The following is a 15,827-nucleotide window of genomic DNA, read 5'->3' as shown; positions in this document are numbered from 1 at the left end:
GCGGCGTGAACGAAAGCTGTGAAACAGTGACTAAACAGCGGGTAGGCGCAGGACGAACCTGGCGCCGCCCCTGCAGTCCTCCACGGTGATCTGGCCGCGGTGCGCCATCGCCACGTCCCGCGCGATGGCCAGGCCCAGCCCCGTGCCGCCCGCGTCGCGGCTGCGGGCCGCGTCCAGGCGGGTGAAGCGCTCGAAGATGCGCTCACGGTCCTGCTGGGGGATCTCCACGCCGTCGTTCTCGACCGACAGCACGGCCATGCAGTCCTCCCTGGAGACGGTGACCTTGACGTAGTGCTCGGCATGCCGCTGGGCGTTGTCCAGCAGGTTCGTCAGCACCCTGGCGAGCTGGAGCCGTACGCCGTCCACCCGCACCCCTTCGGCCAGGTGGGCGCGCACGGGGATCTTGTCGCTGCGGATGGACAGCTCCTGGCGGACCAGCTCGGCCAGGTCCACCCGCTCCTTGGCCGCGTCCACCCGGGAGCCGATCCTGGCCAGCAGGAGCAGGTCCGTGATGATGGCCTCCAGGCGGTCGGTGTCACGCAGTGCGCTGCGCACGAGCAGATCGATGTCGGTGTCGTCCGGGTAGAGCTGGGCGCTCTCGAGCTGGGCGCGCAGCCCGGCGATGGGGGTGCGCAGCTCGTGCGAGGCGTCGGATGCGAACTGGCGCTGCTGCTCGGCGGAGCGTTCCAGCCGGGCCAGCGTGCTGTTGACGGATTTGGCGAGCTCGACCACCTCGTCCGCGCCGTGCGGCTCGGTGACGCGGCTGCTCAGGTCGCCGGCGTGCACGGCGTCCAGTTCCGCGCGCATGGTCGCCACCGGCCGCAGCGCCCGGCCCGTGACCAGCCAGGTGGCCCACCCGGCCAGCCCGACCAGCACGGCGATCTCGGTGAACACGATCGCCTCGAGGGTGTTGGTGGCCAGCAGGTCGGGGGTGCTGCGCCCGGCGTAGATGACGGGGGAGTCGGCGAACTTGCTCACCCGGACCGCCGACAGGTGTACGCACTCGGTCGGCAGGCAGTGGGTGGTGCTGATGGCCCGGTCCTCGTCCGAGGGGCGCACGTCGCTGAGCGGCGGCAGGTTCCTGGCCGCGTCGCTGGTGGCCAGGAACCGCCCGTCCGCCCCGACGATCTGGATCAGGTCCACCGCCGGGTCGGACACGGGGATGGCGGCGCCCAGGGGCAGGGCGCCGCTGCGCATCTCGTACGCGATGCGCTCGGCGGTGTCGCGGGTGCTCTCGTACACGCTGGCCTCGACCAGCGACCGTGTGACGAGGACCGTCGCGACGCCCACGGGGATGAGCACGAGGGCGGCTACGGCCGTCGCGATGAGGGTGACGCGTCCCCGTAGGGACTTCGCCCACAGGGCAGACACCCACCGACACTACCGAGCGTAATTTCCGTCAAATGCCGCTTTTAGGGAAAGATTCCCCCAACTGGTCAGCGTTGGAACCAGACCGCGGTGTCCGGCGGAAGCGACCCGTCGGCCGCCAGCGGGCCGCTGGACAGCAGCACCTTGCCCGCCAGGTCGAGGCGCACCGGCTCCTCGCCGGTGTTGAGCACCACGACCAGGCCGGGGTCGCGCTCGATGATCAGCACGTCCTTGGGGGAGTCGAGCCACGTGAGCGTGCCGGAGCTCGCGCCGCCGAGCGCCGGGTGCTCCTTGCGCAGGCGCAGCGCGGCCCGGTAGAGGTTCAGCGTGGAGTCCGGGTCGTCCTCCTGGGCCTCGGCCGACAGCGCGGTCCACTCCTCCGGGATCGGCAGCCACGGGTCCCGCCAGCCGCAGCCCGGGGCCGCGGTCCACGGGATCGGCACCCGGCAGCCGTCGCGGCTCTCGCCCCGGCGCAGGAAGGCCGGGTCCTGGCGCAGCTCGTCGGGGAGGTCGAGCACCTCCGGCAGGCCCAGCTCCTCGCCGTTGTAGAGGTAGGCCGAGCCGGGCAGGGCCAGCATGAGCAGCGTGGCCGCGCGGGCGCGGTCCAGTCCGCCGTGGCGGGTGACGTGGCGGGGCTTGTCGTGGTTGGACAACACCCAGGTGGTCGGCGCGCCCACCAGCTCGGCCTCCTGGAGCGACTTCTCGATGACCGTGCGGAACGACTTGGCGTGGAAGTCGGCCATCATGAAGTCGAAGTTGAAGGCCTGGTGCAGCTCGTCGGGGCCGACGTAGCGGGCCAGCCGCTCGGGCGAGGACACCCACGCCTCGGCCACGGCCATCCGCCCGCCGGGGTAGGAGTCGAGGATCGGCCGCCACTCGCGGTAGATGTCGTGCACGCCGTCCTGGTCGAAGTACGGCAGCTGCTCGTCGCCCAGCATCTGGGCCTGCGGGCCGTCCTTCGGGCCCACGTCGGGCAGGCCGTCGGCCTTGATCATGCCGTGCGCCACGTCGACGCGGAAACCGTCCACGCCCCGGTCCAGCCAGAAGCGCAGGATGTCACGGAACTCGGCGCGTACGTCAGGGTTGTCCCAGTTGAGGTCCGGCTGCTCCGGCGCGAACAGGTGCAGATACCACTGCCCGTCCTCGACCTGTGTCCAGGCCAGGCCGCCGAAGATGGACTCCCAGTCGTTCGGCTGGTCGCGGAAGATGTAGCGGTCGCGCAGGTCCGCCTGGAACCACGGGTGCTGGTCGGAGGAGTGGTTCGGGACCAGGTCCACGATGACCCTGATGCCCTTGGCGTGGGCGTCGGCGACCAGCGCGTCGAAGTCGGTCAGCGTGCCGAACATGGGGTCCACGTCGCGGTAGTCGGCCACGTCGTAGCCGCCGTCGGCCATGGGGGAGGTGTAGAAGGGGCTCAGCCAGATGGCGTCCACGCCCAGGCCGGCGAGATAGTCCAGGCGGCCGCGCACGCCTTCGAGGTCTCCCATGCCATCGCCGTCGGCGTCGGCGAAGCTGCGTGGATAGACCTGGTACACGACGGCGTCCCGCCACCAGTCGTCGTTGCCGAGCATGGCTGTCCTTCCCCCGGATGCCCGAGATGTCGGGTGATGTTCTGGTGAAGAATGTCCTGATCGCTTCCGCCCGGTCAAGTGCAACTTTCGGAAAGTTGCAGATCTCACGTGGAGCTTCTGTAACGCTTTTCGCAAGTTCTTCCAATTCTTGCAAAGAGACAGTAACGTCCCGGAAAACTGGCTTTCCTTCGTGCGGCGGTGCGTGTCCTTGCGTGCCGCCGTTCCTGCGTGACCTCAGGAGGTCCCATGCGCATGAGGGCTCTCGGCACGGCCGCCCTCGCGACCCTCGCGTTCGCCGCGACGGCGTGCGGCAACTCCCAGTCGGCCTCTCCGGCGGCGCCCAGCGCGTCCGCCTCCGCCCCGGCGGCCACCACCGGAGCGAGCTCCGGCACGCTCGTGATCTGGGCCGACCCCAGCCGCGTCAAGCCGCTCAAGCCCTTCGCCGACCAGTTCGGCACCGAGAACGGTGTGACGGTGGAGGTGAAGGAGATCAGCAAGGACAACCAGCAGACCTTCCTCACCGCCTCCCAGCAGGGCAGCGGCCCGGACATCATGATCGGCGCGCACGACTGGATCGGCAACCTCGTGCAGAACGGCGCCATCGACCCGGTCACGCTGACCGAGGAGCAGAAGGCCGCCTTCTCCGAGAAGGCCATCCAGGCGGTGACCTTCAACGGCCAGATCTACGGCGCGCCGTACGCGGTGGAGAACATCGCGCTGATCCGCAACACCAAGCTCGCCCCCGAGGCGCCCGTCACGATCGAGGACATGATCGATGAGGGCAAGAAGCTCAAGGCGGACGGCAAGGTGAAGGAAGTGCTCTGCCTCCCCGTCGGCCAGAAGGGCGACGCCTTCCACGTCTACCCGATCTTCGCCTCCGGTGGCGGCGCCCTGTTCGGCACGACCTCCACCGGCGACCCCGACCCCAAGAAGGTGCTGCTCGGCGCGCCGGACTCGGTCAAGGCGTTCGACAAGCTCAAGGCCCTGGGCGAGAAGGGCGACGGCGCGCTGCGCACGTCGATCACCAACGAGAACTACATCGTCAACTTCGCCTCCGGCAAGTGCGCCTACCTCGTCTCCGGCCCGTGGGCCATCAGCGAGGTCAAGAAGGGCGGCATCACGTACGACATCACGGCCGTCCCGGCGTTCAAGGACGGCAAGCCCGCCACGCCGTTCGTCGGCGTCCAGTCCTTCTTCGTCGCGTCCAAGGGCAAGAGCAAGGCCCTCGCGCAGGAGTTCGTCGCCAACTACGTGACCAACAAGGACGTCGCCAAGGCCCTGTACGAGGCCGACCCGCGGCCCCCGGCGCTGACCGCCGCACTGCAGGAGGTCCAGGCCACCGACCCTGACGCGGTCAAGTTCATGGACGCCGGCAAGGAGGGCATGCCGATGCCCGCCATCCCCGAGATGGCGGCGATCTGGGAGCCGTTCGGCATCGCCGAGAACGCCGTCGTCAAGGGTGGCGATGCCGCCAAGGCGGCCGCGGCCGCGCAGAAGGCCATCGACGGCGCGCTCAAGAACTGACGGTCATGTCATCGTCTGTGGACGAACGCGAGGCCGCCCGGGTGAGCGCGCCCGAGCGGCCCCGCAGGGAGATCACCACGGCGTTCCTGGTGACCAGGATCGCGGTGCTGGCCGTGGCCGCCGCGATCCTGGTCTACGCCGTGCCGCCGCTGATCGCGGCCGAGTCGTGGGTGTCGCTCGGGCTGCTGTGCGCGGCCACCGCGGGCATCGCCTCCCTCTACCTGACCCGCCGCTTCATTCCGGCCAAATACCTCATCCCGGGCACCGTCTTCCTCGTCGCGTTCCAGGTGTTCCCCGTCGTCTACACGGTCACCACCGCGTTCACGAACTTCGGCGACGGGCACCGTGGCGACAAGGCCGCCGCCATCACCGCCATCGAGACCGGCTCTGTGCGGCAGGCCCCGGGCTCGCCCGAGTACGGCCTGACGGTCGCGCTGCGCGGCGAGGAGCTGGTGTTCCTGCTGGTGGACCCGTCGACCAAGCAGGTCTCCCTCGGCACCCCCAAGGGGCTGACGCCGCTGCCGGGCGCCGAGGTCGGCGTCACCGGCAAGGTGCTGAGTGCGCCGGGCCTGACCGTGCTCAAGGCGCCCGAGGCGGCCGCCCGCGCCCAGCAGATCTCCGCGCTGGCCGTGCCGACCGCCGGTGGCGTGATCAAGGCCAACGGGCTGAGCAGGGCCGTCGAAGGCCGGGCGGCGCTGGTGTACGACGCCGCCTGCGACTGCGTGCGCGGCAACGGCGACACCTGGACGGCCGACGAGGACCAGGGCTACTTCGTCAACGCCAAGGGCGAGCACCTGGCGCAGGGCTGGCAGGTCGGTGTCGGGTTCGACAACTTCGCCCGCGTGCTGACCGATCCCACTATTTCTGGATATTTCGTGGGAGTGCTCGGCTGGAACGTCGTCTTCGCCCTGGGCTCCGTGCTCGGGACGTTCGCGCTGGGCATGTCGGTGGCGCTGGCGCTGCACCACCCGCGGATGCGCGGCACCCGCGTCTACCGGATCGTGCTGATCCTGCCGTACGCGATGCCCTCCTTCGCCATGCTCCTGGTGTGGCGCGACCTGTTCAACCGCGACTTCGGGCTGATCAACCAGCTGCTCGGGGCCAACGTGGACTGGCTGGGCGAGCCGATGACCGCCAGGTTCGGGGTGATCCTGGTCAACCTGTGGCTCGGCTTCCCCTACATGTTCCTCGTCACCACCGGCGCGCTGCAGGCCATCCCGCGCGAGCTGACCGAGGCGGCCTCCATCGACGGGGCGACGCCGTGGAAGGCGTTTCGCCGGGTCACGCTGCCGCTGCTGCTGGTCGCGCTCACGCCGCTGCTCATCTCGTCGTTCGCGTACAACTTCAACAACTTCAACGCGATCGCGCTCACCACCGAGGGCGGGCCGTTCCCGGCCGAGAGCCCGCAGGTGGGCGGCACCGACCTGCTGATCACCTACACGTTCCGGCTGGCGTTCGGGGCGGGCGGGGCGCAGTTCGGGTTCGCGGCGGCGATCTCGGTGTTCATCTTCACGATCGTGGCGGTCGTCTCGGCCGTGGCGTTCCGGCGCACGCGCAAGCAGGAGGAGGTCTACGCGTGAAAATCGCCCTCAGGCACGTGTTCGTGCTCGTCGTGTGCGCGTTCGCGGTGTTCCCGATCCTGTTCGTGGTCTCCGCGGCGATCAACCCGCTGGGCACGCTGGCCTCCACCGACCTGCTGCCGAACGGGGCGAGCCCGGCGAACTTCGCCAATCTGCTCGCCTCCGACACCTACCCGTTCGCGCGGTGGTTCTTCAACTCGGTGTTCATCGCGCTGGTGGCGTCGTTCGCGAGCCTGCTGCTGTCGATGTTCGCCGCCTACGCCTTCAGCCGCATGCGCTTCGCCGGCCGCCGGGTCGGACTGCTGGCGCTGCTGCTCATCCAGATGTTCCCGCAGTTCCTGGCCATCGTCACGATCTTCATGATCTTCACCAGGGTGACGGAGCTGTACCCGGCGTTCGGGTTCAACACCGTCTGGGGGCTCATGCTGCTCTACCTGGGCGGGGCGCTCGGCGTGAACACCTGGCTGATGAAAGGTTTCCTGGACACCGTGCCCAAGGAGCTCGACGAGGCCGCCACCGTGGACGGCGCCACCCACGCGCAGATCTTCTGGCGCGTCATCATGCCGCTGGTGACGCCGATCCTCGCGGTCACCGCGCTGCTGGCGTTCATCGGCACCATGAGCGAGTTCCTCATGGCCAACGTGTTCCTGCGCGACCCCGAGAGCAAGACCCTCGCCGTCGGCATGTACGGCATGATCGCCGGGGACCATCGCAACGCGAACTTCGGCATGTTCGCCGCGGCGACGCTGCTGACCGCCGTTCCCACGGTAGGTGTGTTCCTCTGGTTGCAGAAGTACATCGTCTCCGGGCTGACCGCCGGAGCTGTCAAGGGATAGGTGCATTGCGCTACATCGGGGAGCCGCATCACGACGGCTCGGCTCTGTACGTCTCCGAGCAGGCGCCCGAGCTCGGCTCGCGGGTGACGCTCTGGCTGCGGGCGCCGCTCGCGGCCGGCGTCACCGGCGTTCACGCACGCACGGTTCATGACGGCGAGCCGCGGTATGTCGCGGCGGCGCGCACGTCGCGTGACATCCGGGGATTCGGCGGGACCGACGTCTGGTGGCGGGCCGAGGTCACCGCGGTCAACCCCGTCACCCCCTACCGGTTCCTGCTCACCACCGGCCGCGGCCAGGCGTGGCTGACCGCGGCCGGGCTCGTCACGCACGACCTGACCGACGCGAGCGACTTCCGCCTGGTGTGCCACCAGCCGCCGCCGGGGTGGATGGCGGACGCGATCGTCTACCAGATCTTCCCCGACCGCTTCGAGCGCTCCCGGCCCCTGGGTAAGCTGCCGGACTGGGCGCTGCCGCGCGACTGGGACCGCGACCCGGTCATCCCCAGCGGCCCCGGCACCGCCGAGCAGTTCTACGGCGGCGACCTCGACGGCATCGCCCAGCGGCTCGACCACATCGAGAGCCTCGGCGCCGACACCGTCTACCTGACGCCGATCTGGCCCGCCCGCTCCAACCACCGCTACGACGCCGCGAGCTTCGACGCCGTCGACCCGCTCCTCGGCGGCGACGCGGCGCTGCACCGCCTGTCCGACGCGCTGCACGCGCGCGGGATGCGGCTGCTCGGCGACATCACCACCAACCACTGCGGCGACACCCACGAATGGTTCACCGCCGCCGTCTCCGACGTGAACGCCCCCGAGCGGGACATGTTCTTCTTCGACCCCGAGACCGGCGACTACGAGAGCTGGTGGGGCGTCAAGTCGCTGCCCAAGCTCAACTGGGCCAGCGAGCGGGTGCGCGCCGCCATGCGGGACGTGCTCACGAAGTGGCTTGGACCGCTGGACGGCTGGCGCGTGGACGTGGCCAACATGACCGGCAGGCTCGGCGCCGCCGACCACAACCACGAGGTCGCGCGCATGCTGCGGCGCACGCTCGGCCCGCAGGCCGCCTTCATCGCCGAGCACAACCACGACGCCACGCCTGACCTGGACCGCGACGGCTGGCACGGCACCATGAACTACGGCGGCTTCACCCGCCCCGTCTGGACCTGGCTGCGCGGCCCCGAGCTGGACCTGGAGCATTTCCTGGGGGTGCCGGGCGGTGTGCCCGCACGGGACGGGCAGGCCACGCTGGCCACGTTCCGCTCGTTCGCCTCGCACATGTCCTGGCGGTCGTACCGGCACTCCTGGCAACTGCTGGACTCGCACGACTCGCCGCGCATCCGCACCGTCACGGGCTCACGCGAGCGGCACCTGCTTGCCCTCGGCCTACAGGCCACGCTGCCCGGCACGCCGATGGTGTTCGCCGGCAGCGAGTTCGGCCTGACCGGCGTGAACGGCGAGCACTCCCGCACCCCCATGCCCTGGAACCGGCCCGCCGACCAGGACCGCCGGACCCTCGCCGGATACCAGGACCTGCTCGGGCTGCGCCGCGCCGAGCCCGCGCTGCGCCACGGCGGCCTACGCTGGCTGCACGCCGACCCCGACTGCCTGGTGTTCGCACGCGAGACGTACCAGGAGACGCTGCTTATCTGCGCGCGCCGCGCCCCCGGCGAACCGCTGCACATCGGGATGCGCGCGGAAGGCGTGTACGACGCCGACGACGGCGACGTCATCCCGGGTGACGGACCTTCGCTGCGTGTCTGGCGCCTCACGCATTGATCACGCTACGGTGTCCTCTGCCTATTCCGCGCTTTAACTAGATAGTGGTGTGCACGTATGAGGGTGTTGTCCGTAGCCGTCATGGCTTCGCTCCTGTCTGCCGTACCGGTCACGGCGTCAGCCCAGGCGGGCACGACGTACTACGTGGACTCCAGGGCGGGTGACGACGCCGCCGCGGGCACCAGCGCGACCGCGCCGTGGAAGTCGCTGGACAAGGTCAACGCGGCCGACCTCAAGCCCGGCGACACCGTAGCCGTCAAGCGCGGCAGCGCCTTCACGGGCACGCTCACCCTGGCGGCCAAGGGCACCGCGGCCCGGCCGATCTCCATCAAGCCGTACGGCAAGGGCACGCTCGCCAAGATCAGCGGCGATGAGGCGGACTGCGTCGTGATCTCGGGAGATCACTGGCGGGTCAGCGGCTTGCGGGCCTCCGGCTGCCGCTGGGCCGGCTTCCAGATCGACGGCGACCACAACGAGCTGACCGGTGTGCAGGCCGACCGCAACATCGCCGGCGTGTTCGTCACGGCCGCCGGCTCGCGCAACACCATCCGCGACAGCGTGCTGACCGACAACAACCGGATGAGCGTCAACGACGAGGGCGGCGACAACGACTCCGGCGCCTTCGGCGTGCTGCTCAACGGTGACGACAACGTCGTCACCGGCAACACCATCACCGGCAGCTTCGCCAAGAGCCAGGACTACGGCACCGACGGGGCCGCCGTCGAGATCTTCAACGGCGACCGCAACCGCGTCACCCACAACATCGCCAGGGACAACGAGACCTTCACCGAGCTGGGAGCCCAGAAGGGCAAGACCGCCACCGGCAACGTCTACGCCTTCAATGTCGTGACCTCCTCGCGCAGCCGTGGCTCCTTCCTCATCACCCGCGGCGCCCGCCACATCGTCGGACCCGTCAAGGGCACGCTCGCCGTGCACAACTCGGTCTACCTGCCGGCCAAGGACACTATCGGCTGGTCCTGCCACGACGGCTGCTCCCCGTCGATACTCAAGCTCCGCAACAACGTCGTCGTCGTGGGCGGGGAAGCCGGCTGGGAGGACGGCCGGGGCGCGGACGAGGCCGGCAGCGTTTACCAGGGCCGCACGGCCAAGTTCAAGCTCGGCCCCAAGTCGGTGATGGCGAACCCGCAGTTCGTCTCCCGCACGGACCTGCGCCTGCGGCCCGGCTCCCCGGCGCTCGACCGAGGCCTCGCGCTCACCGCCAAGTGGTACGGGGGCAAGGCCGTCGCCAAGGACGCGGCGGGCAAGCCCGTGGCCGGCTCACCGGACGCCGGGGCGTACCAGCGCTAGTTTTGACGGCGCCGATCTCTAAAGTGGGCCCATGCACCACGATCTCCGGCAACCACTGGTCAGGCAGCTCGCCGAGTCCGACACCCCCCGCCACTACTGGCACATGGCCGACGAGGACGGCCGCGCCTGGCTCTTCGAAAGCGTCGAGGGCGACGGCGAACACTGGGCGGTCCGGCAGGTCGAGGTCGGCGCCGATCGCCTCGCCCGCCGCTACTGGTGGGGCCATCTGCAGGACGAGCGGGGGTTTCTCACGGATCAGCCGCTGGAGATCTGGGAGCTGACGGAGATCCCCGAGTCCTCCTTCGAAGCCGTCTGGGAGGCGTCGGCCTGAGCGGCGGCGGGCCGTCCTAGCGCGCGCGTTCGGCGCGGTGCCCGGCTTCTTCGTCCACCTGTGACACGGACCGCCTCATCGCCTTCCTCGTGACTTGGTGCAGCGCCACGAGCACAGCAAGCGATGGCGCCACGTTACCGTGCTTTCGCCGGAGCCGTCAGCGGGTTCCATGATCCGCGCCTGACCAATCCCTTCCGCCGCTCCGGATGGGCAGCGCCTCACAGCGCAGTAGTCCATCGGGGGCCGTCCGGGGTGTCCTCCACGACGACGCCGCCCGCGTGCATCGCCGCCCTCAGCGCGTCCGCCACGTCGTAGCGTCCCGCCTCCCGCAACTCCGCGCGCAGTGAGACCAGCGGCTCCACCAGGGACCGGAGACCCGCCGCACGCTGATCGGTCCTCGAGGCGAGCTCGCCGAGCCGGCCGATGAGCAGCCGCATCAGCTCTCTGGCCTGATCCACCCCGCCCGCGTCCTCTTCGGTGTCGGCCGCCCACTTGACGAGCTCGGCCTCGAGATCGAGCACGGTCTGCGCGGCCGCGACCATGTCCGGCTCGGCCGCGGCCGCCTTGAACCGCTCCTCGCAGGACCGGATCGTCTCCTCCAGCGTGATCTCGGCAGGTGTGACCTCCTCGTCAACCGGCGGCGGCGCGGAGGCCGTCCCCGCGCCCCCCTCGGCCAGGCGGCGGATCTCGGCGAGGTCGGTACGGGTCCCCGCCGGCAACACCACCACCGAGCCCGGCCGCCGGACGGTCAGCCCGCCGCGGCCGGCCACCTGGACCGTCTCGCCGTCCAGGTCGATGACGACCGCCGTGTGCTCGTCGAGCCCCAGGACCGCGGTGCCGGCCGGCAACTCGCGCTCCAGGCGGGACAGCCGGCGCTCGCCCAGGTAGCAGTAGCGGGTGTCATGAGTGCCGCCCTCGGCGTTGTCGAAGTGGGGGATCAGCACGGCCTGCAGCCCCAGCGGCTCCAGCAGGCCGATACCCTCGCGCCAATGAGGCTCCGCCCCCACCTTGTAGATCTCGTAGACCGGCACGGTGGCCAGCCCCGCCGTGCACGCCGCCGCCGAGGCCAGCACGGTCACGCCCTGACGTGCGCGCACGCGGGCCCGCAGGTCGCCGGCGACCCCGGAGTCGGCCCACCGGTCCAGCGCGTAGGTGGGGCTGCCCGGGCCGGAGAACACCCAGTCGGCGCCGGTGATCCCGGAGGCCACCTCGACCTCCAGGCCGACGCTGCGGGCGAAGTATCGGCAGGCGCGGGCGGAGATGTCGGCACGGTTTTCCTGGAAGGCGTAAGGAGTGTCGAGCAGCACGGCCCGCGCTCCGGCGCGCAGGGTCCGCGCCGCGGCGCGGTGGATCTCGACCATGGTCGGGCTCGTCTCGCCCGACCCCATCAGCACCAGCAGACCCGGCATGACTGTCGGCCTCTCTCTCGCACGCCATCGACTACAGCGGGGCTCTCCGCGCTGTTCAAGACCAGGAGACACATGCGTTACAGACGCAGTTGCATAGGCATTGCAGTAAGTTGTTGGCAGTGACGGGGAGACACGTGGTCTCGGTTGAGACGCTCATGCTACGGGCGGGCACCGACAATCGCTGGTCGTACCGGCGTGCCATGACCAGACCAGGACGCGGCGAGAGCCCGGACGAGGCTGCGCGGCGGCTCAGCGGCGTGACGGCCGCCGATCCGGGCATCGTGCTGCATTCCACCAGCTGGCGGTACGAGCCGGGCGGCCAGATCGTGCTCACCTACGCCGTCTGCCCCGATCCGTCGCCCTGGTTGCCCGCGATCGAGGTGCCCGTGCTGGAGATCGCCCGCGGCCAGGCGCCCGCCACGCCGTCACCTCACCACGTCGCCCTGGCCAATGTGGTCGCGCACGCCGTCAGGCACCTCGCCTTCCTCATGGCCGAGGACCCCGTCGTGGCCCGGGTCCTGTCCCGCCACCCCGAGATCGGCGCGGCGCTCGAGCCCGCGGGCGTCCCGGCCTGACAGGCGCCGGCCCAGCGCCTGCCCTGGCCGCTCGACGAAGCGGTAGGCCAGCGCGCTCACGCCCAGCACCACCGCCAGGGCCAGCGCCGCCATGCTCAGCTGGTACGGCGGATCCGCCTGCCGCAGGTCGCCGGTGATCTCCACGAAGTACTTCAGCAGCGGATGGTGCACCAGGTAGAGCGAGTAGCTGACCAGGCCGAGCCAGACGAGCATCCTGGGCGGCCGCCGCCCGCGCAGCGCCATCATGCCCGCGAACGTTGCCCCGGCCAGCGCGATCGTGGTGAGCCACACGTCCGCCTGGACCCACCACCAGCCGCTCTCGATGGCCCACAAGGGCGCGATCGCCACCAGCGCCGTCGTGACCGCCACCGGCCACAGCCCGCCCGTGCCGCGTTCCCAGCGGTGGATGGCCGTGCCCGCGAACATGACCGCCAGCACCGCCGTCCCCAGCCACGGCACCCGGCTGCTCAGCAGCAGCGCCGCCAGCGCCATCAGGCCCAGCACGCAGGCGGCGACCGTACGCGCCCGGCCCCACATCACACAGGCCAGCCCGGCCGCGAACACCCCTGCCGACACGTACGCGGGCCAGCCGCCCACGAGCACCGCACCCGACGCCACCAACCCCACGACCACGGCCCCGGCCGCGAACGCCATGGACAGCTGCCCGCTGCGGTGATGCGCGCCCGCCAGGAACAGCGCGGTGACCAGCAGATAGAACACCATCTCGTATGAGAGCGTCCACATCGTGTCGGCCACGCCGCCCACGCTCACGACGTCGAGCAGCATGGTCGCGTGCGCCGCCACCGCGCTCCCGTCGCGCGGCACCTCCCCGCGCACCGGCACCCACCAGGCCAGGGCCAGCACCAGCGCGATCACGCTCAGATAGAGCGGGTAGAGGCGGAAGATCCGGCTGATCCAGAAGGCGCGTACGTCGCCGTGCCGCTCCAGCGATGTGGGGATGATGTAGCCGCTGACCAGGAAGAACACCAGGATGCCGTAAACGCCCAGGTTGAACCAGTACGGCCTGAGGGCCGGGAGGAACCACGGGAGCAGATGCTCGGCCACGACGGCGAGCGCGCCGATGCCACGCAAGGCGTCAAGCCAGGCCAGCCTGGTGCTGGACGACGATGAGGAGCGCTGGGCGGGGGTGGCGGACACCCGCCTCAACATACCGGCACCGACCCCGGTGATGCTGCGCTCCGGCGACAACCATGTCGTCTGCGCATCTGGGCGCCGCACGTCGCCGCCCACGTCGGCACCACGCCGGGATCAGGTGGTGCGGTGGGTGGAGAGGGTGGCGTGGTGGTCGGTGCCGGCCGGGCCGTAGGGGTCGGTGTGGACGGTGGCGGCTCGCAGGCGGGGCAGCTCGTGGATCAGGTGGTGCTCGGCCTCGACCGCCACCGCGTGGGCGTCTACAACCGACATGTCGTGATCCACGAGGATCTCCACCTCGGCGTGGAGCGCGTGCCCGATCCAGCGCAGCCTGATCGAGCCGACCCGCTGGACGCCCTTCACCCCGGCGATGATGCGTTCGGCGGCGTCCACGAGCGCGGGGTCCACGGCGTCCATGAGCCGGTGGTAGATCTCGCGGGCGGCGTCGCGCAGGACGAAGCAGATGGCGCCGGTGATCAGCAGGCCCACGATCGGGTCGGCGATGGGGAACCCGAGCCCGGCGCCGCCCGCCCCCAGGAGGACCGCGAGCGAGGTGAAGCCGTCGGTCCTGGCGTGCAGACCGTCGGCGACCAGCGCGGCCGAGCCGATCTCCCGCCCCACCTTGATGCGGTATCTGGCCACCCACTCGTTGCCGAGGAACCCCACCACGCCCGCGCCGGCCACCCACCAGAGCGCCTGGATGTCCTGGGGATCGAGCAGCCGCTTGATCGCCTCGTACCCGGCCAAGCCCGCCGAGGCGGCGATGAGCATGACGATGACGATGCCCGCGAGATCCTCCGCGCGGCCGTACCCGTAGGTGAAGCGGCGGGTGGCCGCGCGGCGGCCCACCGAGAACGCGATGGCCAGCGGCACGGCCGTGAGCGCGTCGGCGAAATTGTGCAGGGTGTCGCCGAGGAGCGCGACCGAGCCGGACGCCAGGACGATCACGGCTTGGACGGCGGCGGTGGCCATCAACACCGCGAACGAGATGGCGAGCACGCGCATGCCGCGGCTGCTGGACTCCAGCGCGGCGTCCGTCTTGTCGGCGCTGTCATGGCTGTGCGGCGCGATGGCGTGCGCCATCCAGCTCAGCGCCGCCTTCGGCCCACGCCGCCCGAACGTCTCCCCGCTCGCGTGCCCGTGCCCATGGCCGCCTTCGCGCCCATCCCCGTGCCCGTGCGCTTGAGCCTGCCCACCACCGTGCCCATGCCCATGCTCATGGCCATGCCCGTGTCCATGGCCGTGTCCATGGCCATGCGCCTGCCCGTCCGGATGAGCGTCCTGCGGTGTCGAGCCGGAATCCCGCTGATCAGCCATGGCATCCCTCACTTGCGCACTTCATCCCTTTTGACCAGGATATGTAGTCATGTACGCACGCGACAACACCTCAGGTGCCAACCAGTCGCAGGAGCAAGAACAACCCACCCTCGCCCAGGTGAACGCGGCCGTTGACGCCTTCCGCATGCTCAGCGACGCGACACGGCTCAGGCTGATGTGGCTGTTGTCATCCGGCGAGCAGGATGTGAACTCACTTGCCCAATCCATCGGCGCGCCCCGCCCATCGGTGTCCCAGCACCTGGCCAAGCTCCGACTGGCCGGCCTGGTGGACACCCGGCGAGACGGCCGCCGGGTGCTCTACCGGGCCCGGGACTCCCACGTGCGAGCCCTCATCGCGGAGGCCCTGTTCCACGCCGACCACGAGGTCTCGGGACTCCCCCGCCATGATTAAGCCGTCGCGCGGGCGGCCAGCTTGGCGACCACGTCCACGATGCGGGCGGCACGTTCCAACTCCGCGCGATGGAACACCGGGCCCTCGGCGCGGGCCACGACCACGTGCATGCCATGCGCCACCACCGGCAGCAGCATCAGCCGCAGCTCGCGGGCGGCCAGCGAGACGGCCCGCGGCGGCGGCTCCGGCAGGTCGAACTCGGCGGGAGCCGCCAGCGAGGCATGCTGTACGGCGCCGTCGGCCACCGCGAGCGACCACTCCGCCCCGCACAGCCCCGGCAGCGCGTCCACCAGCGTGGCGAAGCCCCGGCCCGGCTCGGCCACGACATGCATGAGCAGGTCGTAGTCCAACGCCGAGCCCGGCACCTCCTTGGTCGCCCAGACCCCCTCAACCCGTACGCCGGGCACGGCCGACAGCCGCTCGCGCGCCTCCGACGCGGTCACCGGACCGGGCCAGGAGACGGTGAAGTCATCCACGGCACGTCCCGCCTCGCGTTCCAGCACAGTGACCTGCAGGATGTCGGCACCGAGTGTGCCCAGCGCCTTGGCCACCTGCCCCAGCCCGCCTGGCCGATCCGGCAGCGACACCCTCAGTCGCAGCAGCATTGCCGCCCCCTTTCCAGAGGCTCTCACAGTGCCGTGGAAAGGTTTCGAGTTTGTTCCACGG

14 protein-coding genes are annotated in these 15,827 nt (G+C 70.4%); 7 read left to right on the top strand and 7 right to left on the bottom strand.

Features of this window, described 5'->3' with window-relative positions; genetic code table 11:
• Positions 1-30: 30 nt before the first annotated feature.
• Together Q9G87_RS20175 and Q9G87_RS20170 are read right to left on the bottom strand one after the other, a co-directional pair.
• The gene (locus Q9G87_RS20175; RefSeq protein ID WP_305917946.1) at positions 31-1,371 is read right to left on the bottom strand and encodes a sensor histidine kinase; all 1,341 of its coding nucleotides are present in this window, start codon (positions 1,369-1,371) and stop codon (positions 31-33) included.
• 65 nt (positions 1,372-1,436) lie between these two features.
• Positions 1,437-2,939: a glycoside hydrolase family 13 protein gene (locus tag Q9G87_RS20170; RefSeq protein WP_305917945.1), complete on the bottom strand. Its 1,503-nt coding sequence runs from the start codon at positions 2,937-2,939 to the stop codon at positions 1,437-1,439.
• A gap of 246 nt (positions 2,940-3,185) precedes the next feature.
• Here Q9G87_RS20170 and Q9G87_RS20165 point away from each other — a divergent pair, with 246 nt between their 5' ends.
• From Q9G87_RS20165 to Q9G87_RS20140, 6 genes are all read left to right on the top strand, one after another.
• Positions 3,186-4,463, top strand: coding sequence for a sugar ABC transporter substrate-binding protein (locus Q9G87_RS20165; RefSeq protein WP_305917944.1), 1,278 nt, complete (start codon positions 3,186-3,188; stop codon positions 4,461-4,463).
• Positions 4,464-4,468: 5 nt separating this feature from the next.
• Entirely contained in the window at positions 4,469-6,043 is a 1,575-nt protein-coding gene (locus tag Q9G87_RS20160) for an ABC transporter permease subunit (protein WP_305917943.1), read from the top strand.
• On the top strand, positions 6,040-6,879 hold the full coding sequence (locus Q9G87_RS20155; RefSeq protein WP_305917942.1) for a sugar ABC transporter permease: 840 nt from the start codon (positions 6,040-6,042) through the stop codon (positions 6,877-6,879). Before Q9G87_RS20160 ends, Q9G87_RS20155 begins: the two co-directional genes overlap by 4 nt.
• Before the next feature lie 5 nt (positions 6,880-6,884).
• Positions 6,885-8,657 carry a glycoside hydrolase family 13 protein gene (locus Q9G87_RS20150; protein ID WP_305917941.1) on the top strand — a complete coding sequence of 591 codons (1,773 nt, stop codon included), beginning with the start codon at positions 6,885-6,887 and terminating at the stop codon, positions 8,655-8,657.
• A gap of 81 nt (positions 8,658-8,738) precedes the next feature.
• Complete coding sequence (locus tag Q9G87_RS20145) at positions 8,739-9,965, top strand: right-handed parallel beta-helix repeat-containing protein (RefSeq protein ID WP_305917940.1); 1,227 nt, start codon at positions 8,739-8,741, stop codon at positions 9,963-9,965.
• Positions 9,966-9,996: 31 nt separating this feature from the next.
• Positions 9,997-10,296: a hypothetical protein gene (locus Q9G87_RS20140; RefSeq protein WP_305917939.1), complete on the top strand. Its 300-nt coding sequence runs from the start codon at positions 9,997-9,999 to the stop codon at positions 10,294-10,296.
• A 218-nt stretch (positions 10,297-10,514) separates the two neighbouring features.
• Here Q9G87_RS20140 and Q9G87_RS20135 read toward each other — a convergent pair whose 3' ends face one another.
• The 4 genes from Q9G87_RS20135 to Q9G87_RS20120 all read right to left on the bottom strand — a co-directional run bounded on the left by Q9G87_RS20135 (position 10,515) and on the right by Q9G87_RS20120 (position 14,754).
• The gene (locus Q9G87_RS20135) at positions 10,515-11,705 is read right to left on the bottom strand and encodes a hypothetical protein (RefSeq protein WP_305917938.1); all 1,191 of its coding nucleotides are present in this window, start codon (positions 11,703-11,705) and stop codon (positions 10,515-10,517) included.
• A gap of 425 nt (positions 11,706-12,130) precedes the next feature.
• The gene (locus Q9G87_RS20130; RefSeq protein ID WP_305917937.1) at positions 12,131-13,438 is read right to left on the bottom strand and encodes an acyltransferase family protein; all 1,308 of its coding nucleotides are present in this window, start codon (positions 13,436-13,438) and stop codon (positions 12,131-12,133) included.
• Between the two features lie 111 nt (positions 13,439-13,549).
• Entirely contained in the window at positions 13,550-14,515 is a 966-nt protein-coding gene (locus Q9G87_RS20125; protein ID WP_305917936.1) for a cation diffusion facilitator family transporter, read from the bottom strand.
• Between the two features lie 5 nt (positions 14,516-14,520).
• A complete protein-coding gene (locus tag Q9G87_RS20120) occupies positions 14,521-14,754 on the bottom strand; it encodes a hypothetical protein (protein ID WP_305917935.1) in 234 nt (77 codons plus the stop codon).
• Between the two features lie 44 nt (positions 14,755-14,798).
• Between Q9G87_RS20120 and Q9G87_RS20115 the strand changes: the two genes are divergently transcribed.
• Positions 14,799-15,161, top strand: a complete 363-nt coding sequence (locus Q9G87_RS20115; protein ID WP_305917934.1) for an ArsR/SmtB family transcription factor — start codon at positions 14,799-14,801, stop codon at positions 15,159-15,161.
• Here the strand turns inward: Q9G87_RS20115 and Q9G87_RS20110 are convergent.
• Positions 15,158-15,766 (bottom strand): ACT domain-containing protein, encoded by a 609-nt coding sequence (locus Q9G87_RS20110; RefSeq protein ID WP_305917933.1) that lies wholly within the window; start codon positions 15,764-15,766, stop codon positions 15,158-15,160. The two genes, Q9G87_RS20115 and Q9G87_RS20110, sit on opposite strands and share 4 nt — an antisense overlap.
• Between the last annotated feature and the right edge of the window lie 61 nt (positions 15,767-15,827).

This window comes from Nonomuraea turcica (genome assembly GCF_030718205.1).
Taxonomy (GTDB): domain Bacteria; phylum Actinomycetota; class Actinomycetes; order Streptosporangiales; family Streptosporangiaceae; genus Nonomuraea.
Note: the sequence above shows the minus strand (reverse complement) of the source record. Positions and strands in the feature narration are given on the sequence as shown.